The organism is Meiothermus luteus (assembly GCF_003574085.1).
Lineage (GTDB): Bacteria > Deinococcota > Deinococci > Deinococcales > Thermaceae > Meiothermus > Meiothermus luteus.
The window spans coordinates 1-25,361 of record NZ_QWKZ01000033.1 but is presented as its reverse complement, the minus strand read 5'-3'; the positions used below and the strand labels follow the sequence as shown (position 1 = coordinate 25,361).

Here is a 25,361-nt window from a genome sequence, read left to right as displayed (position 1 = left end):
ACCCCATACCCCACCCCCAGGGTGTTCTCCGGATACGCCGGGACCTGGGCAAAGGCCAAACCGACCAAAACCGCGAACAAGGCGAAAGCCCGCTTCATAGCACCTCCAAAACCTCCCCCATCATAACAGCTCCCCCGGCTACCCCTTCACCGAGCCTGCTAGAAGACCCCGGATGAAGTAGCGGCCCAGGAAAATGTAGACCAAGAGCGTGGGCAAGGCAGCCAACAGGGCTCCGGCCATAGGTAGGTTCCACTTCACCGCCTCACCCCCGGCGAGCTGGGCCAGGGCCACAGTGATGGGCTGATTGGCCGGGCTGCTCACCAGGGTCACGGCGAACAGGAACTCGTTCCAAATCTGGGTGAACTGCCAGATGACCACCACCACAAACCCCGGCAGCGATAGGGGTAGGACAATCCGGCGGTAAATACCAAAAAAACCGGCCCCGTCTATCCGGGCAGCCTCCACCAGCTCGTCGGGTATCTCGGCGTAGTAGTTGCGGAAGATAAGGGTGGTGATGGGCAGACCATAGACCACGTGCACCAAGATCAACCCCCAGAGGCTCCCCCCCAGGCCAATCTCGCGGACAAACTGGAAAAGTGGAATCAGCACCGCCTGGTAGGGGATAAACATGCCAAAAAGCATCAAGGGAAAGACGACGTTGGCCCCGGGAAAACGCCACTTGGCCAGCACGTACCCGTTCAAGGAGCCCAGCACCGCTGAAAGAAGGGTGGCGGTGACGGTGAGGAAAAAGCTGTTCTGCAGCTTGGGCAAAAAGGCGTTCCAGGCTTGAACGAAGCTCTCCCAGTACCAACGCTCCGGTAGCTGCCAGGTAGTGCTCAGGCTAATGGCCGAAGGCTCTTTGAAGGCGGTGACCACCACCAGATAGACCGGCAGGAGGAAAAACAGCGTGACCAGCAGGAGGACCATGTACTGGAGCGCACGGCCTATCATCTACGCACCTCGCTTTTGAGCTGGCGGTATAGGTAGGGCACAATCACCAAAGCCACCATGAGCAAAAGCACCATCCCGATGGCCGCTCCTTTGGCAATCTGGTTGGCCCGGAAGGTGGTCAGGTACATCAGCAGGGCCGGCACATCGGTCGGGGCGTTGTCGGCCCCAGCCATTGCAAAGACCAGGTCAAAGATTTTGAGCGAGATGTGGCCTAGGATAATCATCGCCGAAAGGGTGATGGGGGCCAGCATGGGCAGGATCACGTGGCGGTAGAGCTGCCACTCGGTGGCCCCGTCCACTCGGGCGGCCTCCCGAAGCTCCTCGGGTATACCCCGCAGCCCTGCTAGGTAGAGGGCCATGGTGTAGCCCGACATCTGCCAGACCGCTGCTAGGATGATGCCGATGAAGGCCAGGTTGAACCCGTGCAGCTCATCGTAGGGCAGGGGCTTCAGGGTCCGGCCAAAGGTAAAGGACCAAAGAAGCAGCAACCCCGCCGAGACCGAGGCCACCCAACCCCTTTTGCCCTCCCCTGCTCGAAAAGCCGCCGCGGCGATGAGCAGTAACACCAGGCCCACCACCAGGCCGGTGAAAAAAGGCAGGTCGTTCCAACTAAAGCGCCATATCTGCTCGCGGCTGGTGAGCCAGGCAAACTCCCCCTTGGGCAGGCCTACCAGGGTAGGTAGCTGGTTGACCCCTCCCTCGGGCTGCAGCATCCAGCGCCAAATAGTGCCGGTGACGATGAAAGAGAGAGACATGGGAAATAGAAACACGGTGCGGAAAAAGCCCTCTCCCCGCGGTCCGCGATCCAAGGCGATGGCCAGGCTTAGCCCCAACCCCAAGCAGCCCAGGATAAAGAAGAGGGTAAAGAAAAATGTGTTGACCAGGTCTTGGCGAAAGCGCGCGTCCACAAATCCGGTAAAGAGTTCCCGGTAGTTCTCAAAACCCACGAAGTTAATCCTGGGGTTCGCCGAGAGGGCCTGGGTAGGGTCGCGGCCCCAGTCGGTAAGGGAGGTCCAAAAGGTCTGCAGAATAAACCCGTAGACAAAAACCCCCAGCAGCACCAGCGAGGGCAGGAGTACCAGGAACCCGTAGAGGGTGTCTTTGTTTCTAAACCAGCGCATTGCAGCCTCGTAGCTTTACCGGGCTTCCGCCCGGCGTTTTGCAAAAAGGGGCGGGCCCAGCACAAGGCCCGCCCCACGGGAATTACTGCCCCAGCCGCACCTGGTTGGCAATGGCTTGGGCCGCGTTGGCCGCCGCTTGAGCGTTGCGGCTGGAGAGGTAGATCTCCATCACGGTGCCAAACTGGCTCATGAAGGACTCCGGGGCCACTGTGCCATGCACCAGCGAGCCTACGATGCGGTTGGTCTTCCAGTCGCGCATCGCGGACTGCAGGTAAGCGTTGTACTTGCTGGGATCGGAGTCAGTGCGGGCAGCGATGGAGCCCTTGAGGGGGTTGAAGGTGTCCTGCCCCTCTTTAGAGCCCAAAAGGCGCAGCCAGTTGATGGTGTTGGTGCGGTTCTTCACGCCTTTGGGTAGGCCGAAGGAGTCAGAGAGCATCATAAACACACCCGCGGTACCCGGCGCAGGGGCCCAGCCGAAGTCTTGACCGGGCTTGAGGCCCTTGGTGGTGGTCATATAGCCCGCGGCCCAGTCGCCCATGATGTTGAAGGCAGCCTTACCCTCCAGCACCCGGTCCACCGCCTGCTGCCAAGAAAGGCCAGCGGCATCCTTATTGGCGCAATCTAAAACCCGGCCAAAGGTGTTCCACACCGCCACCGCTTTGGGGTCGGTGAAGCGGAGCTTACCGGTCCAGAGGTTGGCATAGTCGGCCGCGCCCAGCACCCCTAGGGCCACCGACTCCCAGAGGTGCTGCTGCGTCCAGTTCTCCCCTAGGGCCAGGGGGGCCTCCAGGCCCTTGCCCTTGAGGGTTTGGCAGACAGTGAGGAACTCAGCCCAGGTTTTGGGGGGTTGCACGCCCCACTCGCGCAGCTTGGCCGGGACGTACCACATTACGTTGGAGCGGTGGATGTTTACCGGGACGCTGTAAATCTTGCCCTTGTAGGAGATGAGGTCAATGAGCCCCTTGGGGAACTTATCCAGCCAGCCCTCCTGGCGGAACAAGGGGGTTAGGTCCTCCATCCGGTCGGCCACCACCCAGGTACCAATCAGCTCCTGGCCAGCGTGGACCTGGAAGCTGTCCGGGGGATCGCCGCCCAGCATCCGGGTCTTGAGCACCGCCCGGGCGTTGACCCCGGAGCCCCCAGTTACCGTAGCGTTGATGACCTCTACGTTCGGGTAGCGCTTCTTGTATAGATCAATGAGGGCCTGCAGGGCTGGACCCTCATCACCGGCCCACCAGGAGAATATCTCCAGTTTCCCAGACTGGGCCATTCCCAGGGAGCCAAGAATCAAAGCTAGGAGCAAAAACCACTTTCGCATCGCTGAACCTCCTCGTTGCTACCATCACGCGCCAACAGTTAACGAGGGTACCCGGTGGGAGGTTGGCGGGCTCCGCAACCGGGCGCCACCATCTGCTAAGAAGCGCTGCAACACCAAAGCAGCAGCGCCCATAGCCGAAGCCAGATGCCCAAATGCGCTGGGCTTTACAGGCAGCTCGGCGTGTTCGGGAAGAAAGGCCAGGTCTCGAAGCGCTCGGCGCAATGGGGACTCCAGCCAAGGCCAAGCCTCCGCACCGGGCCCCCCCAGGACCACCACCGCCGGATCAAAGGCCACGCAAAGGTTGGCCACGAAACGGCCTAGCTCCCATGCCAAGCGGTCAAGAGCAGCTATGGCATAGGGGTCTTCAGCTCGAGCCTGCTCGAGCAGTCTCCAAAAGTCCTCGTTGCGACCACTTGTAGCTTGGTAGCCTTTGATCATCGCCCTAAGCGAAAGGGTATCCTCCGCGTCTTGGGCTTCCTTACGGCTCCTGGCCTGCCCAGAGAGCCAGTGGCCCAGTTCTCCTGCCGCCCCAAACCGTCCTCGGTAGACCTGGCCGTCCACCACCAGCCCGGTGCCCAGGCCGGTGGTCAGCACGATGTACAAAAGGGGGCTAGGGTGCTCCTCCCAAAAGGTTTCGCCAAAGGCCGCGGCGTTGGCGTCGTTTTCCACCACCACCGGAAGCCCCAGCAGGGCCTCGAGCATCTCCGCAGGCCGCTCGTTGCGCCAGCCCGGACCTGGGGCGTACAACAGGGCCTGCTCGTTCACCACCCCAGGAAGGGTCAGGCCCACCCCCAGCAGCCTCGCGGGGTCCGGGATGTGATGCTGAACCTCTGCGGCAAGCTCGCAAAGCCGCTCAGAAAGCGGGGTCTCGGGGCTCACGGCCCAGCCCCAAGCTCCATGGGTGCGGTTGCTCAGGTCCAACAGGACGATCTGAGTACCCTCCACCCCCAGCTCAACCCCCAACGCCAAAGTGTTCTCGCCGCAAATCTCTAGACGCGTTCCAGGCCGCCCTGGCCCTGCGCTGTGCGGCCCCCCCTCGCTCAGCAGGCCCTCCTCGAGCATCTCCTGGACCAGCGAGGAGACGGTGCTCTTGGTTAGGCCCACCGCCCGGGCCAGCGCCGCCCGGCTCACCGGCCCGCTGCGCCTGAGGGCCTCCAGAATCCGGCGGCGGTTCTGCCGCTTTATGCTCTGCTGGTCAAGGGGTGTGAAACGGGCCACAGCGCTTCTCCGGGAGCCAGCCTTTAGTAAGTTCAGCGGACGAACTATATACAAAAGGCCCCCCGGCTGTCAACCGCGGGGCTCACCAAAACCGCGTCAGCCAGGGTAGGGAGCTCAGCAGCGGTTCGGCATAGCCCACCCCCAGGAGGTTCCCCCAGTACCGCCTGAGCGCCCGCCGAGCCTCCACCCCTCCCTCGTGCACGGTTTCAGAGACCCGCTCGCCCTCAAACTGGCTGCGGTAGGCCCGCACCGCGGTCTCCCAGACCCCTATGAACTCGGTGATGTCCACTGCCAGGTTGGGCAAGGCAGGGTAGTTGCCCGGGTAGAAGAGCAGGCGCTCCACCCGGTGGGGACGGCCTTCCAGGGGAGCCTTGGGCAGCCTGGCCAGGTGGACCGCGGCCACCGCCAGGTGGTGGGCCGCGGTGTGGTCGGGGTGGCGGTCGGCCTCGAGGGGCGCCAGCACCACCCGGGGGGCCAGGGTCCGCAAAGCCTGCGCCAAGGCCCGGCGCTGGGGCTCGGCATCGGCCAGTCCCCCATCCGGCAGCCCCAGGTTGCCCCGGTAGTCCAGGCCCAGAATCCGGGCGGCCTCCGCGGCCTCCTGGGCCCGGAGGGCTGCGCTGCCTTTGGAGCCCATCTCGCCTTGGGTTAGGTCAAGAATGCCCGTGCTCCCTCCCTCGGCTTTAGCCTTGGCCAGGAGCCCTCCACAGCCCAGCTCGCCATCGTCGGGATGGGGCGCTATCACCAGCAGGTCCAAACCCATAGCCCCTTAAACATACCTGGGTGTAGACTGAGACCAGCCATGGCCACCGCACCCCTAGAAGGGCTTGAACGCATCGGTGAGGTAGAGGGCCTGCTGAGCGAGGGACAGGCCCTGCAGGAGCGGTTGGGCGAGCTTGGCCAGGCCCTGCGGCAGACCGCGGAGCAGCTCGAGCAGGGCCATCCACCCTCCCCCGCCACCGCAGCGATGCTCATTGAGGCCGCCAAGGATTTTGAAGGCTGGCTCGAGCGGGTCCAGCGCCTCCTACCGGGGCCGCTCGAGCCGCACCTGCCCAGCACCCTGGAGGCCCTAAGGGCCCACCGCCAGGCCCTGGAGGAGGCCGCTTTACAACAAAAAGCTCTGGGGGTCCTAGAACAGGTTAGCAGCCTGGCCTACCGGGGCACCGAGGAGTTCCTGCCCCTCTCCGCGGTGCAATTTGACGCCTTGGGGCTGATGCGGGAGTTCAAGGAGGCCACCGGCCTCAGCGATACCGTGCGGGCTCTGGCCGAAGGCACCCATCCCTACAACCTGCTCTTGCGCCTGGTCACCGACAGCGAGATGAGCAACGAGGAATGGGTGAACGCCTACCAAAAGGTGGGGCAGGAGCTGGGGCAGGAGCTGGCCGTCGCCGCGGTGCGGGGCCGCCTCTACCTGCCGGAGTAAAAGACGCCCAGGGAACTCCCTGGGCGACTTCGCGAGCAGGGGTTACTTGAGGCCCAGCTTGTTGCGGGCTTCCAGCACCTGGGCCGCGGTCATGGGTTTGGCCCGCTGGGCCTTGACCTCGGCGGCGGTGAAAGGCTGTTGGCCGGCGGGGAACTTGTTGCCCCACTGGGTGGAGATGTGGTTGAGCAAGGCGGCGATCTCCTCGTCCTTGAGCTGGGCATAGGCCGGCATCATCCCCTGGTACTTGGTTCCTTTTACGGTAATCTGGCCCTGCAGGCCATAGAGAAGAACCTGAATCAGGAACTCCCGGCCTCCCTTGGCAGCCAGGATTTCGGGTATGTGCCCAGCCAGCGGGGGAAAGACCCCAGGAATCCCAGCCCCGGTAGGCTGGTGGCAGCCCTGGCACTGGGCGTAGAGGGGGCTGGCCTGGGCCAGCGCGGTCTGCGCGCCCATCCAAAAAGCACCCAGGCCCAAGGCTAAGGCGGCTTGGAGAACGAGCGGAAGTCTGCGCAAGCTGTTCACCTCCTCCCCCCAGTATGACCGAAAAAGCCCTTCTTGCAAGTGATTATCACTCAACTCTTGGTTATTTTTTGGATAACCGGCGGTTATTTGTCTGGCTTCTCCCTGGCCTGCACCAGCCACAAAGCCGCCCCTAGAAGGGCCACCGCCCCCGCGTAGTAGAGGAAGTCCAGCGCCCCTTTGGGCGAGAAGGCCTGGGCCTTCTCAAAGAACTTGACCACCAGAATCATCAGGATGACCTGGCCCAGCTTGGTCTTGAGGTCGTTGAGGCTGCGCACCACCAAGACGTTGAGGCTGCCCTCGAGCCGGTTCACCTCGGCGATGAAGAGCTCATAGAGCCCCAGGGCAAAGATAATCAACACCGAGGCCAGCAGGGCCAGGTCTACCGCCCCCACCATCAAGGGCAGGGCCTTTTCCAGGCTGCCCGAGCTCAGCGCCCGCCAGACCTCCACCCCGGTCTGCACGGCAAAATAGACCGCCCCAGCTAGAAGCCCCACCACCGGCAGAAGCATCACCCAGCGGGCCTGCCAGAGCAGGCCTTGGACGAACTGGTCAAAGCGATTCAAGCCCGCCCCACCGTCCCCATCAGCTCAAACTTTTCCCGGATGACCTGCTTCAGGTACTCCCGGCCCTTGCCTAAAATCTTGCGCGGGTCAAACTCCTTGGGGTTCCCCATCACCACCTCGCGGATACCCGCGGTAAAGGCCAGGCGCAGGTCGGTGTCGATGTTGATCTTGGCAATTCCGTTGGGAATGGCCCGGCGCACGTCCTCGTCGTGGATGCCGGTGGGGTCGCCGAGGTCGGCCCCGGTGGCCTTCATCTTGTCCTTGAGCCACTGGGGTACCCCCGAGGAGCCGTGCAGCACCAGGGGAATAGAGACCTTCTGGGCGATCTGCTCGAGCCTTGCGTGGTCTATGTAGGGCCGCCCCTTGCCCTTGTAGGCCCCGTGCGAGGTGCCGATGGCGATGGCCAGGTAGTCAATGCCGGTTTCCTCCACGAAGCGGGCGGCCTCGTCGGGGTCGGTGAGGAAGGCGTCCTTGGCCTCCACCACGATGTTGTCCTCAATGCCCTGAAGCCGGCCCAGCTCGGCCTCCACGCTCACCCCCACGGCGTGCGCGGCCTCCACACACTTTTTGGTCTCGTGGACGTTTTCCTCGAAGGGGTGGTGCGAGGCGTCGATCATCACGCTGGTAAAGCCCGCGCGCAGGGCCTGCAGCACCATCTTGTAGTCAGCCCCGTGGTCAAGGTGCAGCACCACCGGCACGCTCACCCGGCTGGCCATGTCCCGCACCAGGTTGGCTAGGTTCTCGAGCCCGGCGTACTTGCGGGCCCCGTCCGAGACCTGAATAAAGACCGGGGCCCTGAGGGCCTCGGCGGTCTCGAGGATAGCTTGGGTAATCTCTAGGTTGTTGGTGTTGAAGCTGGGCACGGCGTAGCCTTCGCGCCGTGCTTTGTTGAGGACGTCTTTACCTAGGGCCAACGGCATACACTTCTCCTAACAGTTTTTCCATATTCTCGGCCACCGGCCGATTGTTGAACAAAGCACTGCCCGCCACCACCACATCCGCCCCGGCCCGGTAGACCTCGGCCACGTTCTCGGGCTTGATGCCCCCGTCCACCTCAACCAAGCAGGCCGGGTTTAGGTGCTCGCGCAGCACAGCCAAGCGACGGATGCGCTCGGTGCTTCCCGGGATGTACTTCTGGCCCCCAAAACCGGGGTTCACGCTCATCAAGAGGGCCAGGTCCAGCTCGGGCAACAGGGGCAGCATGGCCTCCAGGGGCGTGGCCGGGTTGAGGGCCAGCCCGGCCTTCTTGCCCAGCTCCTTGATTTGCTGCACTGCCCGGTGGGCGTGGGGGGTGGCTTCAAAGTGAACCGTAATCCAGTCGGCGCCGGCTTGGGCAAAGTCCTTCAGGTAGCGCTCGGGCTCCACAATCATCAGGTGCACGTCGAGCGGCAGCCTGCTAACCTTGCGAATAGCCTCCACCACCAAAGGGCCAAAGGTCAGGTTGGGCACAAAACGCCCGTCCATCACGTCTAGGTGAATCCAATCCACCCCCGCCGCCTCGGCCTCGCGGATCTGCTCACCCAGCCGGGCAAAGTCGGCGGTGAGGATGGAGGGGGCCACCAGGAGTTTAGGCATAGGCCAGGGCTCCTTTTTGAATGGCCTGCTCGCGCATATGTACCAGATAATACGCGATAACCAGTTGGGTTAGGGCCAGGGGGTAGCTTTGGCCACCCTTGTCCCAGAAGGTGCCGATGAGTTCGGGGTTGAAGTGCTCAGCGTGCTGGCCGAGCTGCTCCCAGATGAGCCGCTCGAAGACCGCCGCCCGCTCAGGTTCCAGGCCCCCCGAGATGTCCAGAATGTCGGCTTCTTTGCGGGCCTCGAGCCGGATCACCGAGGGCTCGTCTTCGTAGGCCGAGTGCAGCACCTCGGTCAGGTCAAGCTTAGGCAGGCTCCGCTTGAGGGTGATGCGCACCGAGAGGGTGCTGGGCCGCTCGGGGTCGTAGCCCGGGGGTCGGTAGAAGCGCACCACGATGTCGGCGTGCTCCTTCTGGGGCCAGATGTAGGCCTTGGAGTCGGGCATCCGTCGCTCAATGTCGGCCACCACCTGCTCGGGGGTGTAACCCCGCTTGGCCACGTCGCGCTTGACCTTCCACTCCCGGCGCAGGTCTTCCTCGGGGTCTAGGTAAACCTTAAGGTGGTAGCGCTCCCGCATGGGCTCGGAAAACAGCGTGAGGAGGCCTTCTAGGATGACTGCTCGAGGAATCAGGCGGCCGTTGTCTCTGATGGCCCTGGGAGGCGGGACATAAACCGGGGGGTCAAAGGTGCCGGTGGAGTGGTTGTAAACCGGCTTTAGGATGGGCTCCCCCATGGCCAGAAGGCGCACATGCTGTTCCATGATGTCCATGTAGTTGCACTCAGGGTTGAGGGGGGTAATCTGCAGCTCGGCCCGCTGCTTCCGGTCGTACTTGTGGTAGTCGTCCACGCAGATGTTGGTGGTGCGCTCCTGACCTAGCAGACGGGCGATGCCGCTTGAGATGGTGGTCTTCCCCACCCCCGAGTCGCCCGCGATGCCGAGCATGAAGGGTCTATGGGGCATCCTGGCCTCCTTTCTCCTCACACTCCCGGAAGACCTCGCTGGCCCTTATGTCCTCCTCGGCGATGCGGCGCAGGTCGTCTGGGGTCACCTGGCCGGCCCGCTCAAACAGCCGCTTGGCCTGGCGCAGCTTGAAGCGGTCTATGGCGTTGCGGATGCTGCGGGCGTTGGCAAAGTTGGGGAGCCTCCTTCGGCAGCGCACGTACTCCACAAAAGCCCGCTCGGCGGCCTCGTCCAGGTAGTAGTTCTGCTCGGCAATCATGAGCTTGCCGATGGCCACCAGCTCCTCTTCGGTGTAGTCGGGGAAGCGGATGTGATGGGCGATGCGCGAGCGCATCCCGGGGTTGAGGGCAAAGAACTGCTCCATCTTGTCCTCGTAGCCGGCCAGGATCACTACCAGGTCCTCGCGCTGGTTCTCCATAACCTGCAACAGGATTTCAATGGTCTCCTGGCCGTAGTCCCGCTCGTTTTCGGCCCGGTACAAGCTATAGGCCTCGTCAATGAACAAAACCCCACCCATGGCCCGCTTCAGCACCTCTTTGGTCTTGGGGGCGGTGTGGCCGATGTACTGGCCCACCAGGTCGTCGCGGCTAGCCACCACCAAGTGGTCGCGCCGTATGTAGCCCAGCCGGTGCAGGATGGTGGCCATGCGCAGGGCCACGGTGGTCTTGCCGGTGCCGGGGTTGCCGGTGAAGGCCATGTGCAGCACCGGGCGGGTGGCCACCAGACCCAGCTCGCGGCGCAACTTGTCCACCACCAGGTAGGCCGCAATCTCGTGGATGCGGGTCTTGACCGGCGCCAGGCCCACCAGCTCGCGGTCCAGGCGCTCCAGCACCTCGGGCACCCCGGTCTGCTGCAGGAGGGCCCTCAGGTCGGTGGGGCTTACGGTCTCGGTCATGGGCATCTTCCTCTAGACCAACCCGCCCCCAGCCTAGGGCCAGAGGCGGAGAAAGAAGCTAGTAGCGTTCCCCCGATGGCTTGTCCGTCACGTAGGGCTCGAGGCCGTACTTCTGCACCCGCCCATCCGACCAGAGCATGCGCTTGAGGCGGAAGCCGGGCTCCTCCTGGGTGGGCCTGTGAGCGATGAAGCTCACCCGCTGGGCCTGCCACATTGGGCTGGGGTCGTAGCCGTTAATCTTAATGTAGTGGTTCGGGAAGGCTTCGCGGCACTTCCTGAACTCGTACATGGCCGCCGCGGGGTCTTCCAGGTCAAACATGGGCAGGCCCCACATGTTCCAGTAGGTGTTGTAGGGGTTAGGGTCGTCGGTGTACTCTACTGAAACCGCCCAGCCGTTTTGGATGATGTAGCGAATCTGCTTCTCTATCTGCTCGTCGGTGAGGTCGGGCAGAAAGGAAAAGGTGCCTTGGTGGATGCGCATATCTACCTCCTCGTCACAGGGTTGGTGTGGGCACGAAGTCTGGGGTGTCGGTGGAGGTGAAGTCAAAGGTGATGTCCTTCCAGACCTCCAGCGCGGCGGCCAAGGCGGGGGAGTGCTTGGCCGCCTGGCGCAGAATCTCAGGGCCCTCAGCCAGGATGTCGCGCCCCTCATTGCGGGCCATCACCATGGCCTCTACTGCCACCCGGTTGGCCGTGGCCCCAGCAGCGATGCCCATGGGGTGGCCGATGGTGCCCCCGCCAAACTGCAAGACCACGTCGTCGCCAAAAAGATCCAGGAGCAGGTGCATCTGCCCGGCGTGGATACCCCCCGAGGCCACCGGCATCACCGCGGGCAAGTAGCCCCAGTCTTGGTCGAAGTAGATGCCGCGTACCGGGTCGTAGTGGTTGTACTGCTCCCGGAGGATGGCGTAGTAGCCCCGGGTCAGGTTGGGGTCGCCCTCGAGCTTCCCCACCACTGTTCCGGCGTGGATGTGGTCTACCCCCAGCATCCGCATCCACTTGGCCAGCACCCGGAAGTTGATGCCGTGGTTCTTCTGCCGGGTAAAGGTGGCGTGGGAGGCCCGGTGCAGGTGCAGAATCATCCCGTTGTTGCGGCACCAGTTGGAGAGGGTCTGCAAAGCGGTGTAGCCCATGGTCAGGTCGGCCATGATGATGATGGAGCCGATCTCCTTGGCGAACTCCGCCCGCCGCAACACCTCCTCCATGTCGGCCGCGGTTACGTTCATGTAGTGGCCCTTACGTTCACCCGAGACCTGCTCGGCCCGCATGACCGCCTCCTGGGCGTAAAGAAAGCGGTCGCGCCAACGCATGAAGGCCTGGGAGTTGATGTTCTCGTCGTCCTTGGTGAAGTCAAGCCCACCCGCCAGGGCTTCGTAGACCACCCGGCCGTAGTTGCGCCCCGAGAGGCCCAGCTTGGGCTTCACCGTAGCGCCCAGGATGGGCCGACCGTACTTGTTGAGCATGTCCCGCTCTACCGGGATGCCGTGGGGGGCCCCCTTGAAGGTCTTGAGGTAGGCCACCGGCACCCGCAAGTCCTCCAGCCGCAGGGCCTTCACCGCCTTGAAACCGAAGACGTTGCCGATGATGGAGGAGGTCATGTTGGCGATGGAGCCCTCCTCAAACAGGGCCAGGTCGTAGGCGATGTAGGCGAAGACCTGCTCGGGGTTGCCGGGCACTGGCTCCACCTTGTAGGCCTTGGCCTGGTAGCGCTCCAAGGTGGTGAGCCGATCCGTCCAGACCACCGTCCAGGTGGCCGTGCTGGACTCCCCTGCCACCGCCGCCGCAGCCTCCTCAGGCTCCACCCCCGGCTGGGGGGTGATGCGGAACAGGGCCAGGGTGTCGGTGTCCTTAGGGACGTAGTCGGGCTGCCAGTAGCCCATCTCGCGGTACTCGCGAACCCCCGCCTTGGCGTACTTTCCGGTGTCCTTGCCTGCGTATCCTAGTGCCATGATTCCCTCCTCAATAAAGCTCACCGCTGATAGCGCGGAGCTTTTCCAACAAGTGGTGCGACTCAATGTAGCGCAGTGTGCGGGTGTGGCCCCGGATGACCAGGCTGTGGGTGACGGCGTACTCCCCCCGGTAGCGCACCCCGCGCAAAAACTGCCCGTCGGTGATGCCGGTGGCAGCGAAATGGGCGTCCTCAGCAGGGCATAGTTCGTCTAGGGTGTAGACCCGCTGGGGGTCGTAGCCGTTGTTGACCAAAGCCCAGCGCTCCTCCTCGCTTTGAGGGTCAAGCCGCATCTGCATTCCCCCGCCCAATGCCTTGACCGCCACGGCCGCAATCACACCTTCGGGCGTGCCCCCGGTGCCCATCAGTACGTCTATTCCGGTGTCGGGCAGCACCGCTGCCAACGCCCCGCCCACATCTCCATCGGTGTGGAGGCTAACCCGGGCCCCGACCTGGCGAATGCGCTCTATGAGTCCCATATGCCGGGGCTTGTCCAGCACGAACACCGTGACCTCGCGCAGGCGTTTGCCTAAAGCCCGTGCAATTTCGCGCAGGTTCTCCTCCGGGCCGGCCGAAAGGTCAATGGCCTCCTTGGCCCGGGGGCCCACCACCAGCTTGGCCGCGTAGAAGCCGGGGCCGGGGTTAAAGAGCCCCCCCCTCTCGGCAGCGGCAATCACGCTGATGGCCCCACCCCGCCCCTGGGCCACCAGCCGGGTGCCCTCAATAGGGTCCACCGCCAGGTCAACCGAAGGCCCCTCGCCGGTACCCAGCTCCTCGCCGTTGTAGAGCATAGGGGCCTTATCCTTCTCCCCTTCCCCTATGACCACCCGGGCCTGCATGGGAACGGTGGCCAAAAGCAGGCGCATGGCATCCACCGCCGCTTGGTCCCCCTCGTCCTTCCGCCCAAGCCCCACCCACCTGGCCGCAGCCAGCGCGGCAGCCTCGGTGCTGCGCAAAAGGTCCAGCGAGAGGTTGCGGGTGGGGCGTTCTATGGCCAGCATGCATCACCTCCTCGAGGTAGGTCCCAGGGTAGGTACTTGTGATAAATAGCGCAAGTTTATTTTTCTCGTTTTTGATAAAATATACTTATGCTAGAACGACGCCCCTTCCCCAACCCCCAGGCCCTGCGGGTGTTCTTATGCGTGGTGCAGGAAGGCAGCGTGGGCCGCGCAGCCCTGAGTCTAGGCATGACCCAGCCCGGGGTGAGCCAGCACCTGCGGACCCTGGAAGCCCAGCTTGGCCATGCCCTCTTTCACCGCCAGGGCCGCCGGCTGGTGCTGACCAAGACCGGCCAGGACCTGTTACCCGAGGCCCGGCGGGCCGTACAAGCCCTGGAGGAGTTCATGAAGGCCGCCCAGGCCATTGAGCGGCTCGAGCGGGGCCGGGTGGAGCTGGGGGCGGCCACCACCATGGCGGTCTACGTGCTGCCGCGCTACCTGACCGAGTTCAAGCGGCTCCACCCAGAGATCAGAATCACGCTGGAAAGCGGCAGCTCGGAGCGGCTCGCTCAACGGCTCGTGCAAGGTGAGATAGAGCTGGCCGTGGTGGAAGCGGTAGAGCATCTGGAGGGCTTTGAGCGCAAGCTGTTTTACGAGGACGAGCTGGTAGTCATCGTGCCGCCAGAGCATCCCTGGGCCAAAAGGGAAGAGATTGAACCCGAGCGCCTGGCGGAGGTCCCGCTGATTGTGCGCGAGCCGAGGGCCATGACCTACCGGGTTCTAGGCTCGGCCTTTGAACAGGCCGGGCTGGAGATTAACCCTATCTTCTACACCGACAACCACGAGGTGACCAAGCGGCTGGTGCTGGAGGGAGCTGGGGTGGGCATTGTCTCAAGCGTGGTGGTCCGCCCCAACGTGAAGGTGGGCAACCTGCGGGTGCTGCGCATCAAGGGCATGGAGCTAAGACGGCTTTTCTGGCTCATCTACCCCACCGAAGCGGGCAACCCTGCCGCCGACGCCCTCCGGGAAATGCTGGCCTCCTGACCCCGGGCGGGGAGCCAGGGGCCCTTGCCTTATGCTTGGGGCATGAAAATCACCACCATCGTGCTGGACTCGGTGGGCCTGGGCTACCTGCCCGACGCCGCGCAGTTTGGCGACGAGGGGGCCGATACCCTCGACCACACCGTGCTCAAGACCGGCCTCGAGCTGCCCCACCTGGCCTCGCTGGGGCTGGGCTGCGTACCAGGGGTGCACACCCTTTCCCAGGTGGAAAAGCCGCTGGGCGCTTTTGGGCGCATGGTTGAGGCCAACCCCGGCAAGGACACCTCCACCGGGCACTGGGAGTTTGTGGGGATTCGGCTCGAGCATCCTTTCCAGGTCTTCCCCCAGGGCTTCCCGGAAGACTTCTTGGCCGCTTATTGTGCCCGCATCGGGGTGGGGGGCTACCTGCTCAACCGGCCCTACTCGGGCACCGAGGCCATCCGCGACTACGGCGAAGCGCACCTGCGCACCGGTTTCCCCATCGTCTACACCTCGGCCGACTCGGTCTTCCAGATAGCCGCGCACATCGGCAAAGTGCCCCTAGAAACGCTTTACGCCTGGTGCCAGACTGCCCGCGAGATGCTGGTGGGGCCGCTGGCTTGTGCCCGGGTGATTGCCCGCCCCTTTGAGGGCGAGCCGGGGAGCTTCTACCGCCGCGAAGACCTGCGCAAGGACTTCGCCCTAGAACCACCCCCCAACGTGCTGGACGAGCTAAAAGCCGCCGGGCTCGAGGTGGTGGGGGTAGGCAAAATCCCCGACATCTACGCCCACCGGGGCTTCACCCGCGAGGTCAAGGCCGGCAGCAATGCCGAGGGGCTGGCGCGCACCCTGGAGCTGATGCGCGAGCCCTTCGCCGGCCTGGTCTTCACCAACCTGGTGGACTTTGACGCCAAATACGGTCACCGGCGCAACCCGGCTGGCTACGCCGAGGCCCTAGCGGCCTTCGACGCCCGCATCCCCGAGCTGCTGGCCGCCCTGGGCTCCGAGGACTACCTCTTCATCGTTTCCGACCACGGCAACGACCCCACCTACCGTGGCACCGACCACACCCGGGAGTACGGAATGCTGCTGGTGGTGGGGCCTGGGATGGCTGGGGCCGACCTGGGCACCCGGGCTACCTTCGCCGACCTGGGGGCGAGCTGGGCCAGGGCCTTTGGGCTCCCCTGGTCCGGCCCCGGCACCAGCGTCCTCTAGGCGTTGGCCCGCACCTCCTCCCAGGTGTAGCGCTTCTTAATCTCGCCGTTCTCAAAAACCACCCGCAAGAGGCTTTGGGGGTGGGGGTTGGGTTCGTCGAGGGGCAGCTCCACCGTGCGGATGCCCCGCTCGTCTTTGATCACGTCCAGGCGGCCTCTCTTGGAGAGCTTGGAGGGGTCATCCACCGGGCTTTTGCCCACCCCGTAGGTCACCCCATCCACCGTGACCAGGTGCAGCTTCTGGGCGAACTTCTGGGTGTCGCGGTGGGGGTGCTGCAGGAGGGCCCCGCCCATCCCGAAGGCCACGTTGGAGGCGCTGTAGCCCCACTGCTCAAGCAAAAACAACACCTTGCGGATGGTGTCGGCGTTGACCCCGTCGCCTTGGATCACCCGTACCCCATTCAAAACCTTGAAACCCTTTTTGTTAACCGTGGCCCCGAACTTGGCCTCCAGGGTCTGCACGGTGCGCAGCACCACGAAGGGCGGGTCGCCCGAGTCGGGGCGGATGACCGCGGTAGCCCCGGAGCCCTGGATGAGCCCCCGCAGCTCCTCGCCGATAATCTGCCCCACAGCCCGCTCGCGGTTGTAGGAGTCAATCACCATGGCGAAAAGCGCCCCCGGCTTGCCGAAGGTCTCGATCATCTGGCGGTAGGCCTGGGCCTCCCCCTCCGGCCCGAAGCTGGTCACGGTGCTGTGCTCCATGGCCGGAATGGAGTAGCCGGCCATCTCGGCCCCGTAGTAGTTGCGGGCGTAGACCAAGGCGGTCACGGTATCGGTGCCCTGGAAGTTGACCAGGTGGGCCATTCCCCCTAGGCCGGCGCTCTCCAGGCTGCTCACCCCGCGCGCCCCAAAGTCGTGGAGCTTGAAGGGCAGCTCGGCCTCGGGGTCGTCGGCGGTTTTTTCCAGGTACTCCTTGATGGTGTTGCGGATGGCCCAGGAGAGGGTGCAGACCGTGGTGGGGTACCAGACCGCGCGCAAGAGGGCGGTCTCGAGCCAGCCGGGCAGCCAGGGTACTTTGGGGTCGGTGCTCTCGATGATGACCAGGGGGTTGTGCACCGGGATGACCATCCCCTCCGGCACCGCCCGGATGCGCACCGGCAGCCGCCCCCCTAGCTCCTGGGCGATGTAGCGCCAGCCCTCGTAGGGAAAGGGCAGGCCGTGGGCCAGAAAGACCTCCCGGGCCTCCTCCACATCGGCCAGGCTCACGCCCTTGCTCAAGTACTCAATAAGGAAGGCCTGTAGGCCGAAAAAGCGCACGAAGTTGTGGTCGCCGCCCCGGCTCTCGATGTACCAGCTGGCGTAGGTCAGGCCCTTGGGAAACTGGGCGAAGTGGCTGGCCTTGTAGCTATCGGTGTTCAGGATTAGGTTGTGGGGGTTGAGGCTTTTCATCTGGACTCCTTTGGGGGTTGGGGTGCCCGTCCTAAAAACCAGCAAATCTGTTGGTAGTGGTCCTCAAAGAAGCGGGACTGGTGCTGATCCAGCTCGCCCAGGGGCAGCCAGAAGGCCCGGGCCGCGTCGTCCCGGCCCTTGACCGGAGGCGGGGGGCCCTCCAGGTGGAAGTGGTGCCCAAAGCTAATCACCCGGCCCCGCAGGCTGCGGCCTGGGTAGTCGAAGGCCTTGGTGGCTTTCAGGGCAGCGGGCCCTGGCTGCAGGCCAGTCTCCTCCCGCAGCTCGCGCAGGGCGGCCTCGAGCAGGGTCTCCTTGGGCTCTACATAGCCTCCGGGCAGGGCCCAGGCCCCCTGTCCCAGCGCCCCCCGCCGCTCCACCAGCAAGACCTGGCCTTGGGCCTGCACGAAGGCGTCGGCGGCCACGTGGAGGATGGGGTAGGGGTAGTGCTGCTCGAGCGCGCGGTAGTGCTGCAGGGTTTTCCACTCGGCCTGTAGGCGGGCAAACTCGGCGGTGGTGGCAAACTGTTCCATGAACCGCCGCACCGCCTCCGGCACCATCTCCCGCCAGGCCCCGTCCCCGGCGAAGTAGCGGTTGCGCACGTCGGTAGCGCTCAGAGAACTCACCACCCCGCTCGGCTCAAAAGGCCAGTCGCCAAAGCCGTGCAAGTAGTAGCTGCTCTCGTCCTTGTGGTAGCCCGTGATGCAGATTTCGGCCCCCGGGCCGGCGATGGCCTCCACCGCCGCCCGCACCGCGCGGAACCAGCGGGGGTCGTCGTAGTAGTCGTCGGGGATGGCCACCAAGTGAAGCCGCCCCTGCTCCTGGAGGCCCAGGCAGGCCCGAATCATCTCCTCCCGCGCCGCTTCGCTAAAGGGGTTTTTGGGCGTGGGGTAGCAGTAGGCGCTCCCCAGCACCACCACCAGCCGCTCGTAGCGGGCCAAAGCGCGTTTGATGGTCTCGAGGTGGGCCCGATGCGGGGGCTGAAAGCGGCCTATGAATACCGCAGTTTTCATGCTTCCCTCCGAAAGCGGTAGAGCTCGGCGGGCCTAAAGCCGGTGCCGCGCTCAAACTCCCCGGTGGGCTGAAGCAGCCCTGAGGCCAGCATCTTTCGGCGGAAGGAGGCTTTGTTGAGCTTCTTCTGCAAGATGGCCTCATGAACCGCCTGCAGCTCGCGAAGGGTAAACCGCTCGGGCAACAGCTCAAAGCCGATGGGGGTGTAGGAGAGCTTGCCCCGAATGCGCCGCACCGCCACCGCCAGAATCTCGGCGTGGTCAAAGGCCAAGGAGTATTTCTTCCCCTTCGCATCGTAAATCTCCGCCACGTTCTCCTCGTCTTTGAGCAAGAGGCGGAACAGACCGCTCTCCTCAGAAATCTCCCGCACATGGCTCTGCTCCACCAGGGCGTAGTAGGCCACGCTAATCACCCGGGCCCGGGGATCGCGGTTGGGGCTGCCGAAGGTGTAGAGCTGCTCCAGGTAGATAGGATGCCCTCCCGGCCGACGGGTTCGGCCGGCCTCCGCCTCGAGCCCCGCTTTGTGCCTGAGCACCCGTGCGGCCGCCTCGTCCAGCGACTCACCCTTCCAAATAAACCCCCCCGGCAGGCTCCAGTAGTTGAGGAAGGGGTGCTCCTTGCGCCGCACCAGGAGAACCTCCAGACACCCCCCGCGCAGCGTCAGAACCACCACATCCACCGTGACCGAAGGGCGGTCGTAGAGGGCGGTGTCTAAAGGCTCCATAATAGAGGCTCCTGGCTGGGCGCGCTGGCCCAAAAACTTAGTTGCAAGAAGCATATAAGTCTAGAGCAAATAAGTCAACCCTCGTTGCAGGGGAAACTGCCTTTTTATTTCGCAAGGTGTTCGTTGTTTTTTTGACAAACGTCACATCATTTTGGAACACACGGCTTGACTTTTGCGATTTTGTGGTATTGTAGGAGCATGCGCAAGGGTCCACCGCGCGCAACTTATTTGCGAAATGCGAAGAAGCGGGAGCCCGCGCAGAAGGAGGCAGCGTGAACCACGAGTTTGACGTACTCTCGGCAGCTAAAAACTGGCGCTTCAAGGACGTGCGCAAGGTGTCCAGCGACATCGCTGGAGAGGTTTTTGCCAGCGACGTGCTGGACCTGGACGAGCTGCGCGAGCTGGTTTCCAAGCCGGTGTGGAAGTCCCTCCAGGCCACCATTGAGAAGGGGGTGCCGCTGGACCCGAGCATCGCCGACACCATCGCCCTGGCCATGAAAAAGTGGGCCCTGGAAAAAGGGGCCACCCACTACACCCACTGGTTCCAACCCCTAACCGGCTACACCGCGGAGAAGCACGACAGCTTCTTCGTTCCCGTCTCCGACGGCAAGGTCATCGCCTCGTTCAGCGGCAAGGAGCTCATCCAGGCTGAGCCGGACGCTTCCTCGTTCCCCTCCGGGGGGCTCAGGGCCACCTTTGAGGCCCGGGGCTACACCGCCTGGGACCCCACCTCCCCGGCCTTCATCATGCGCCACTCCAACGGGGCTACGCTTTGCATCCCCTCGGCTTTTGCGAGCTGGACCGGCGAGGCCTTGGACCTAAAGACCCCCCTGCTCCGCTCCATAGAGGCCCTCAACAAAAGCGCCAAGCGAGCCCTGCAGCTTTTCGGGGTGGAGGTGAGCAAGGTTTTCTCCACCGTGGGGGCCGAGCAGGAGTACTTCCTGATAGACGAGGAGTTCTACTTCCGCCGTCCTGACCTGGTGATGACCGGGCGCACCCTCTTTGGCGCCAAGCCGCCCCGCGGACAGGAGCTAGAAGACCACTACTTTGGCTCCATCCCCGACCGGGTGCTCTCCTTCATGACCGATGTGGAGAACCAGCTCTACGCCCTGGGGATTCCGGTCAAGACCCGCCACAACGAGGTAGCCCCTAGCCAGTACGAAATAGCCCCCCTCTTTGAGCCCTCCAACCTGGCCGCCGACCACCAGCAGCTCATCATGCAGGTCCTCAAGAACACCGCCCGGCGCTACGGGATGGTGGCCCTGCTCCATGAGAAGCCCTTCGCTGGGGTAAACGGGTCGGGCAAGCACTGCAACTGGAGCATGGCCACCGACACCGGGCTGAACCTGCTGGAGCCGGGCGAGACCCCCCATGAGAACCTGCAGTTCCTCTTCTTCTGCACCGCGGTGCTCAAAGCGGTAGACACCCACCAGGACCTGCTCCGCCTGAGCGTGGCCTCCGCCTCCAACGACCACCGCCTAGGGGCCAACGAAGCCCCACCGGCCATCATCTCCATCTTCCTAGGCGACCAGCTTACCGAGATTTTTGAGGGGCTTTCCAACGGACAAAGGAGCAGCGGCCGCCGGGCAGGGGTGCTCGAGCTGGGCGTTCCCGTGCTGCCCCCCCCTGCCCAAGCACGCCGGCGACCGCAACCGCACCTCGCCCTTCGCCTTCACCGGGAACAAGTTTGAGTTCCGCGCAGTGGGGGCTTCGCAGAGCATCTCCTTCCCCATCACGGTCATCAATACCATCGTGGCCGACGCGATTGAGCAGATGGTGGGGGCCCTCGAGGCCAAGCTGAGGAAGAAGGCCTCCTTTGAGCAGGCCGTGCTGGAGGTGGTTCGGGAAACCTACAACCAGCACAAGCGCATCGTCTTCAACGGCGACGGCTACTCGGCGGCCTGGCACAAGGAGGCGGCCAAGCGGGGGCTTTTGAACCTACGCACCGCGGTGGACGCCATTGAGCGCTTCACCGACGAGAAGAACATCCAGCTATTCAGCCGGCTGGGGGTGCTCTCCGAGCGGGAAATTCACGCCCGGCAGGAGATCATGTACGACATCTACTTCAAGCAGGTCAACATTGAGGGCGAGACCACCGAGTGGATTGTCCAGACCCAGATCCTGCCCGGGGCCCTGAGCTACCTGGCCGAGCTTTCGGAAATAGAGGTCAAGTCTAAGGCGGTCCAAAGGACCATCCAGCAGGTGGTGGAGGCCACCGACGCCCTATCGGACGCTCTAGAGAAGCTCAAGGTGCAAAACGCCGAACTCGGTGGGGACGAGGTGCATGAGAAAGCCCACCACATGCGCGACAACGTGCTGCCCGCCATGGCCGAGGTACGTAAAGCAGCCGACGCCCTGGAGCGCATCCTGGCCGATAAGTACTGGCCCCTGCCCAGCTACCGCGAGATGCTGTTTGTCAAGTAAAAACGCGCTACTTATGCTCCAGACACCCCCCGTCGCGGGGGGTGTCCGTCTTTCCGGGAGGGGTGGGCTGGCAGGGGTGGAGGCAGGGTTCTTCGGCCACGGGCCGGAGCGCATACGCTACAATCGTATTTACAGGCCGGGTTATGTGAAAGGAAGCCGACATGAACGATTCGATTGTGCAGGCCCTGCTGGACTCGTATAGACGCAACAACGCCATTCTGATCAACCTGCTCCAGGCTCTACCAGAAGGAGGGATGGAGGCAAAAGCCATGCAGGGAAGCCCCTCGGTCGCGGAGCAGTTTTCGCATATCCAGCAAACCCGGCTCTTCTGGCTGAACCAGGTCGCACCCGAGTTCGCTGCGGGCCTGACCCAACTTTTCCGCAAAGATGGCGAGGACTGGCTTGCGGAGCGCGACCCCACACGCATCGTGCAGGCCTTGAACGAAAGTTGCCGTGCTGTGTGCGAGGCGGTGCAGGATCGGCTGCACACTGGCCAGGCCATGCAGGGTAAAAACGCGCGCTACGACCACCCTGTATTTTTGCTTCAGCATCTACTCTGGCACGAAGGCTATCATGTGGGGCAGATCAAGCTGGCCCTCAAAGCTTTTGGCTACACAATGCCAGAAGAAGTGGAAGAAAAAGCCATCTGGAGCCAGTGGCGAACCGAAATCTGGGAGCAGTAGGGCTTCAAAAGGAGAAATATGCTGCTCGAGGATCTAAAAGCCCTCTACCTGCGCGAAATTGCCACCCTGGAACGCGAGCTCGAGCTCTATCCCGACGACGCCAGCCTCTGGAAAGAGCTGCCCGGCCTGCCCAACCCGGCGGGAACGCTTTTTTTACACCTGGCCGGCAATTTGCAGCACTTCCTTGGGGCCATCCTGGGCCATACCGGATATGTGCGGAACCGGGTGGCGGAGTTTAGCAGGCGGGGCGTGCCGCGAAGCGAAATCCGCCGGGAGTTGGAAGGGGCCCGGCAGGGGGTTTTGGCGGGCTTCGCCAACCTAAGCGAGGAACACCTGGCCCGGCCCTTCCCGGTTCAATTGGCCGACGGGGCGTTCTCCACCCAGCTTACCCTGCTGCAGTTCCTGAGCCACCTGGCCTACCACCTGGGCCAGATCGACTACCACCGCCGTGTCGTCACCGGCGACAGCACCTCGGCCCATGCAATCTCCGTTGCTGACCTGCTGGGGCGCACCAATGAGCCTCGAGTTTAGCGGTGAAATTTGGGAGTGGCGCGGCCCCGCGCCCTTCTACTTTGTGACCGTACCCGAAGCGCAAAGCCAGGCCATCAAGCGCGCCGAGCGGTTTTTGACCTACGGCTGGGGCATGATTCCGGTGAGGGCACGGATCGGGCAGACCGAGTGGCAGACCTCGCTGTGGCCCAAAAATGGCCTGTATGTGTTGCCGCTCAAAGACCGGGTGCGCCAGGCCGAGGGGCTGGGGGTAGGACAGACCGTGGTGGTGCGGCTCGAGGTGGGCCTGGCCCGGAGGAAGCCATGAACATTCCCGAGATGTACGGCTACCTGGTTCGCGCCCGGCGGGAGCTGTGGGGGGCGCTCGAGGCCCTGCCGGACGAAGCCTTGTCGCGCCCGCTGCTGAACGGTGAGCGCTTCCACTGCATCAAGGATCTGGTCTTCCACATCCCCAGCGTGGAGGACGCCTGGCTGCACGAGGATATTGAGCGCACCCCACCGGTGTGGACGAGCGTGCCCGCCCTCAAAGACACCACCGGCGGCCCGGAGTATGCGGGTTTTGCCCTGCACACCCTGCTGGACTACTGGAAGGCCGTTGAGGCCAGTACCCTGACCTACCTTGCTACGCTCACCGAGACCGAACTAAAGCGGGTGATCAGCCCACACGACGATCCCGAGCAGCACTACATGGTGGAAAACTTGCTCTGGCACGTCATGCTCCACGAGGTCCGGCATACCGCGCAGATAGCAGTGCTTTTGCGCATCCAGGGCATTAAGCCACCCGCCCTGGACTTGCTTTGGTTTTTGCCCTCCAGGTTGCCCTAGCATCCCAGGGCGTTTTGTCCTACACTCTCTTCTGGACAGCGCACGGTAGATGCCCCACGACATCTCCACCGTAGCCTGTGCGAGGAGACCCGGATTCAAATTGGAGAAGCTCAAGCGCTACACCGCCAAGGATGCCGAAGAAACCTACCTCGTCCCCCACTGGGCGGCGGGGTTTTTTCGCGTAGGAGAGGACGGGGAGCTCGAGGTCACCCCCCTGGGCCCCAAAGGCCCCAGCGCCTCGCTTTACGAGATCGTGCAGGACTTGCGCGACGAGGGCCGCCCACTGCCGGTGATGCTCCGCTTCCCCCAGATTTTAGAGGCCCGGGTGGTGGCCCTCAACGAGGCTTTTCGTCGGGCTATTGAAAAGTACCGCTACCAGGGAAGCTACCAGGGCCTGTTCCCGGTTAAGGTCAACCAGCGGCGGATCGTGGTGGAAACCGTGGCCAGGGCCGGGAAGCCCTACGCCTATGGCCTGGAGGCCGGTTCCAAGGCCGAGCTGACCCTCATCCTAGCCCAGGACCTGCACAAGGAAGCCCTCATCGCCTGCAACGGCTTTAAGGACGACGACTTCGTCCGGCTGGCCCTGATGGGCAAGAAGCTGGGCAAAAACGTGGTCATCACCCTGGAAAAGTTCGCTGAGCTGGAGCGGGTCATCAAAATCGCCCGGGAGCTCTCGGTAGAGCCCCAGATTGGCATCCGTTACAAGCTCAAGACCAAGGGCTCGGGCCAGTGGGAGGAATCCGGGGGAGAATCGGCCAAGTTTGGCTTCACTACCCCGGAAATTGTCCGCGCGGTGGACCTCCTCGCCGAAGCCGGTCTGCTCGGCAGCATCGCCATGCTGCACGCCCACATCGGCAGCCAGGTCACCGATATCCGCCGCATCAAGCAGGCGGTACGGGAGATTGCCCAGACCTACGTCCAGCTGCGCAAGCTAGGGGCCCCGGTGCGCTACTTGAACCTGGGGGGCGGCCTGGCCGTGGACTACGACGGCTCCAAGACCGCCTTCTACGCCTCGGCCAACTACACCCTGGAGGAGTACGCCGAGGACCTGGTCTACGTGACCCGGGACATCTGCGACGGCCACGGGGAGCCCCACCCCGTTTTGGTTACGGAGTCGGGCCGGGCGGTCACCGCCTACCACAGCGTGCTGGTGCTGGAGGTCATTGACACCATCCGCCCCCCCGGGGAGGAGCGGGTGGAGGTTCCCAAAAACGCCCACCCGGTGGTACAGGAGATGCTCGAGCTAGCCCGGAGCATCTCGGCCAAAAACTACCGCGAGGTCTACCACGACGCCTTTGCCAACAAGGACACCGTCCTCAGCCTCTACGACCTGGGCCTTATCTCCCTGCGCGACCGGGCCGCCGCCGAGGCGCTTTTCTACCAAATAGCCCGCAAGACCTTGCAATTCGCCCAGGAGTTTGACTACCCCGCCGACGAGTTGGAAGATCTGCAAAAGATGCTGGCCGACAAGCTGGTCTGCAACTTCAGCCTCTTCCAAAGCCTCCCCGATACCTGGGCCATCAAACAGATGTTCCCCATCGTGCCGCTTTCCCGCCTCAACGAGCGCCCCACCCGGGAGGCCACTTTAGTAGACATCACCTGCGACTCCGACGGCAGGATAGACCGCTTCATTGACACCCACGATGTGCGCCACACCCTGCCGGTACACGAAATCCGCCCTGGGGAACCCTATTACCTGGGGGTCTTCCTAACCGGGGCCTACCAGGACGTGCTGGGCATGAGCCACAACCTGTTCGGGCGCATCGGAGAGGCCCACGTGGTGGTCGGCGAGGGGGGCTACGAGATTGAGCGGTTTATCCTGGGGGAGAAGGCCCGGCGGGTCATTGAAAAGATGGGCTACGAGGAAGGTGAACTGGCCGAGGCGGTGGAGAAGCTGGTACGCTCCTCCAGGAAGCTCACCCCAGCCGAGAAAGGGGCTTTCATGGAGCTCTACGCGCGGGAGCTGGTGGGCTACACCTACCTCGAGGAATAGGGTAAGGAGGCCACGGGCGGGCCGTCCGCCTGCCTAGGCCTTTTCTTTTGAACGATGGCTGTTGACGGAGAGAGAAAAACGGGGTATTTTCTTGTCGAGAAATAAATAGCCAGGTAGTTCATGCCCCGACCCCTCGAGCCC

27 protein-coding genes are annotated in these 25,361 nt (G+C 63.6%); 10 read left to right on the top strand and 17 right to left on the bottom strand.

Annotation, left to right across the window (positions count from 1 at the left end):
- Positions 1 to 138 precede the first annotated feature (138 nt).
- From Mlute_RS06650 to bshB1, 5 genes are all read right to left on the bottom strand, one after another.
- Positions 139 to 951, bottom strand: a complete 813-nt coding sequence (locus Mlute_RS06650) for a carbohydrate ABC transporter permease (protein WP_119359954.1) — start codon at positions 949 to 951, stop codon at positions 139 to 141.
- The gene (locus tag Mlute_RS06645; RefSeq protein WP_119359953.1) at positions 948 to 2,072 is read right to left on the bottom strand and encodes a carbohydrate ABC transporter permease; all 1,125 of its coding nucleotides are present in this window, start codon (positions 2,070 to 2,072) and stop codon (positions 948 to 950) included. The genes Mlute_RS06650 and Mlute_RS06645 overlap by 4 nt, the downstream gene beginning before the upstream one ends.
- Before the next feature lie 82 nt (positions 2,073 to 2,154).
- Positions 2,155 to 3,390 carry an ABC transporter substrate-binding protein gene (locus tag Mlute_RS06640; RefSeq protein WP_119359952.1) on the bottom strand — a complete coding sequence of 412 codons (1,236 nt, stop codon included), beginning with the start codon at positions 3,388 to 3,390 and terminating at the stop codon, positions 2,155 to 2,157.
- 24 nt (positions 3,391 to 3,414) lie between these two features.
- On the bottom strand, positions 3,415 to 4,608 hold the full coding sequence (locus Mlute_RS06635; RefSeq protein ID WP_119359951.1) for an ROK family transcriptional regulator: 1,194 nt from the start codon (positions 4,606 to 4,608) through the stop codon (positions 3,415 to 3,417).
- Between the two features lie 82 nt (positions 4,609 to 4,690).
- The gene (gene bshB1 / locus Mlute_RS06630) at positions 4,691 to 5,368 is read right to left on the bottom strand and encodes a bacillithiol biosynthesis deacetylase BshB1 (RefSeq protein WP_119359950.1); all 678 of its coding nucleotides are present in this window, start codon (positions 5,366 to 5,368) and stop codon (positions 4,691 to 4,693) included.
- A gap of 39 nt (positions 5,369 to 5,407) precedes the next feature.
- Here bshB1 and Mlute_RS06625 point away from each other — a divergent pair, with 39 nt between their 5' ends.
- Positions 5,408 to 6,028 (top strand): hypothetical protein, encoded by a 621-nt coding sequence (locus Mlute_RS06625; protein ID WP_119359949.1) that lies wholly within the window; start codon positions 5,408 to 5,410, stop codon positions 6,026 to 6,028.
- 42 nt (positions 6,029 to 6,070) lie between these two features.
- On the opposite strand, the gene Mlute_RS06620 is transcribed toward Mlute_RS06625, so the two are convergent.
- From Mlute_RS06620 to glpX, 9 genes are all read right to left on the bottom strand, one after another.
- Positions 6,071 to 6,481: a c-type cytochrome gene (locus Mlute_RS06620; RefSeq protein ID WP_119359957.1), complete on the bottom strand. Its 411-nt coding sequence runs from the start codon at positions 6,479 to 6,481 to the stop codon at positions 6,071 to 6,073.
- 152 nt (positions 6,482 to 6,633) lie between these two features.
- On the bottom strand, positions 6,634 to 7,113 hold the full coding sequence (locus Mlute_RS06615) for a YqhA family protein (protein WP_281270849.1): 480 nt from the start codon (positions 7,111 to 7,113) through the stop codon (positions 6,634 to 6,636).
- A complete protein-coding gene (gene fba / locus Mlute_RS06610; protein WP_119359948.1) occupies positions 7,110 to 8,033 on the bottom strand; it encodes a class II fructose-1,6-bisphosphate aldolase in 924 nt (307 codons plus the stop codon). Before fba ends, Mlute_RS06615 begins: the two co-directional genes overlap by 4 nt.
- Positions 8,014 to 8,688, bottom strand: coding sequence for a ribulose-phosphate 3-epimerase (gene rpe, locus Mlute_RS06605; protein WP_119359947.1), 675 nt, complete (start codon positions 8,686 to 8,688; stop codon positions 8,014 to 8,016). The genes fba and rpe overlap by 20 nt, the downstream gene beginning before the upstream one ends.
- The gene (locus tag Mlute_RS06600) at positions 8,681 to 9,649 is read right to left on the bottom strand and encodes a phosphoribulokinase (RefSeq protein ID WP_119359946.1); all 969 of its coding nucleotides are present in this window, start codon (positions 9,647 to 9,649) and stop codon (positions 8,681 to 8,683) included. The genes rpe and Mlute_RS06600 overlap by 8 nt, the downstream gene beginning before the upstream one ends.
- The gene (gene cbbX, locus Mlute_RS06595) at positions 9,639 to 10,544 is read right to left on the bottom strand and encodes a CbbX protein (RefSeq protein WP_119359945.1); all 906 of its coding nucleotides are present in this window, start codon (positions 10,542 to 10,544) and stop codon (positions 9,639 to 9,641) included. Before cbbX ends, Mlute_RS06600 begins: the two co-directional genes overlap by 11 nt.
- A gap of 58 nt (positions 10,545 to 10,602) precedes the next feature.
- A complete protein-coding gene (locus Mlute_RS06590; RefSeq protein ID WP_119359944.1) occupies positions 10,603 to 11,025 on the bottom strand; it encodes a ribulose bisphosphate carboxylase small subunit in 423 nt (140 codons plus the stop codon).
- Between the two features lie 13 nt (positions 11,026 to 11,038).
- On the bottom strand, positions 11,039 to 12,493 hold the full coding sequence (locus Mlute_RS06585) for a ribulose-bisphosphate carboxylase large subunit (protein ID WP_119359955.1): 1,455 nt from the start codon (positions 12,491 to 12,493) through the stop codon (positions 11,039 to 11,041).
- A gap of 10 nt (positions 12,494 to 12,503) precedes the next feature.
- Positions 12,504 to 13,493: a class II fructose-bisphosphatase gene (gene glpX, locus Mlute_RS06580; RefSeq protein ID WP_119359943.1), complete on the bottom strand. Its 990-nt coding sequence runs from the start codon at positions 13,491 to 13,493 to the stop codon at positions 12,504 to 12,506.
- 87 nt (positions 13,494 to 13,580) lie between these two features.
- On the opposite strand from glpX, the gene Mlute_RS06575 reads away from it, so the two are divergent.
- Both Mlute_RS06575 and Mlute_RS06570 read left to right on the top strand, forming a co-directional pair.
- Entirely contained in the window at positions 13,581 to 14,474 is an 894-nt protein-coding gene (locus tag Mlute_RS06575) for a LysR family transcriptional regulator (protein ID WP_119359942.1), read from the top strand.
- 42 nt (positions 14,475 to 14,516) lie between these two features.
- Complete coding sequence (locus tag Mlute_RS06570; RefSeq protein ID WP_119359941.1) at positions 14,517 to 15,665, top strand: phosphopentomutase; 1,149 nt, start codon at positions 14,517 to 14,519, stop codon at positions 15,663 to 15,665.
- Here the strand turns inward: Mlute_RS06570 and Mlute_RS06565 are convergent.
- Genes Mlute_RS06565 through Mlute_RS06555 form a run of 3 tightly spaced genes read right to left on the bottom strand, consistent with a single transcriptional unit; the run spans position 15,662 to position 18,785 of the window.
- Positions 15,662 to 17,053 (bottom strand): nicotinate phosphoribosyltransferase, encoded by a 1,392-nt coding sequence (locus tag Mlute_RS06565; RefSeq protein WP_119359940.1) that lies wholly within the window; start codon positions 17,051 to 17,053, stop codon positions 15,662 to 15,664. The two genes, Mlute_RS06570 and Mlute_RS06565, sit on opposite strands and share 4 nt — an antisense overlap.
- Positions 17,050 to 18,063, bottom strand: coding sequence for a bifunctional nicotinamide-nucleotide adenylyltransferase/Nudix hydroxylase (locus Mlute_RS06560; RefSeq protein WP_119359939.1), 1,014 nt, complete (start codon positions 18,061 to 18,063; stop codon positions 17,050 to 17,052). The genes Mlute_RS06565 and Mlute_RS06560 overlap by 4 nt, the downstream gene beginning before the upstream one ends.
- Entirely contained in the window at positions 18,060 to 18,785 is a 726-nt protein-coding gene (locus Mlute_RS06555; RefSeq protein ID WP_245958874.1) for an NUDIX hydrolase, read from the bottom strand. Before Mlute_RS06555 ends, Mlute_RS06560 begins: the two co-directional genes overlap by 4 nt.
- 272 nt (positions 18,786 to 19,057) lie before the next feature.
- Between Mlute_RS06555 and Mlute_RS06550 the strand changes: the two genes are divergently transcribed.
- The 7 genes from Mlute_RS06550 to speA all read left to right on the top strand — a co-directional run bounded on the left by Mlute_RS06550 (position 19,058) and on the right by speA (position 25,220).
- Complete coding sequence (locus Mlute_RS06550) at positions 19,058 to 20,476, top strand: glutamine synthetase III (RefSeq protein ID WP_245958873.1); 1,419 nt, start codon at positions 19,058 to 19,060, stop codon at positions 20,474 to 20,476.
- Between the two features lie 82 nt (positions 20,477 to 20,558).
- The gene (locus Mlute_RS16010) at positions 20,559 to 21,209 is read left to right on the top strand and encodes a glutamine synthetase III family protein (protein WP_245958875.1); all 651 of its coding nucleotides are present in this window, start codon (positions 20,559 to 20,561) and stop codon (positions 21,207 to 21,209) included.
- Positions 21,210 to 21,370: 161 nt separating this feature from the next.
- On the top strand, positions 21,371 to 21,892 hold the full coding sequence (locus Mlute_RS06545; protein ID WP_119359937.1) for a DinB family protein: 522 nt from the start codon (positions 21,371 to 21,373) through the stop codon (positions 21,890 to 21,892).
- Positions 21,893 to 21,910: 18 nt separating this feature from the next.
- Entirely contained in the window at positions 21,911 to 22,423 is a 513-nt protein-coding gene (locus tag Mlute_RS06540) for a DinB family protein (RefSeq protein WP_119359936.1), read from the top strand.
- A complete protein-coding gene (locus tag Mlute_RS06535) occupies positions 22,407 to 22,709 on the top strand; it encodes a DUF1905 domain-containing protein (RefSeq protein WP_119359935.1) in 303 nt (100 codons plus the stop codon). Before Mlute_RS06540 ends, Mlute_RS06535 begins: the two co-directional genes overlap by 17 nt.
- On the top strand, positions 22,706 to 23,227 hold the full coding sequence (locus Mlute_RS06530; RefSeq protein ID WP_119359934.1) for a DinB family protein: 522 nt from the start codon (positions 22,706 to 22,708) through the stop codon (positions 23,225 to 23,227). The genes Mlute_RS06535 and Mlute_RS06530 overlap by 4 nt, the downstream gene beginning before the upstream one ends.
- A gap of 100 nt (positions 23,228 to 23,327) precedes the next feature.
- On the top strand, positions 23,328 to 25,220 hold the full coding sequence (gene speA, locus Mlute_RS06525; RefSeq protein ID WP_119359933.1) for a biosynthetic arginine decarboxylase: 1,893 nt from the start codon (positions 23,328 to 23,330) through the stop codon (positions 25,218 to 25,220).
- Positions 25,221 to 25,361: the final 141 nt, after the last annotated feature.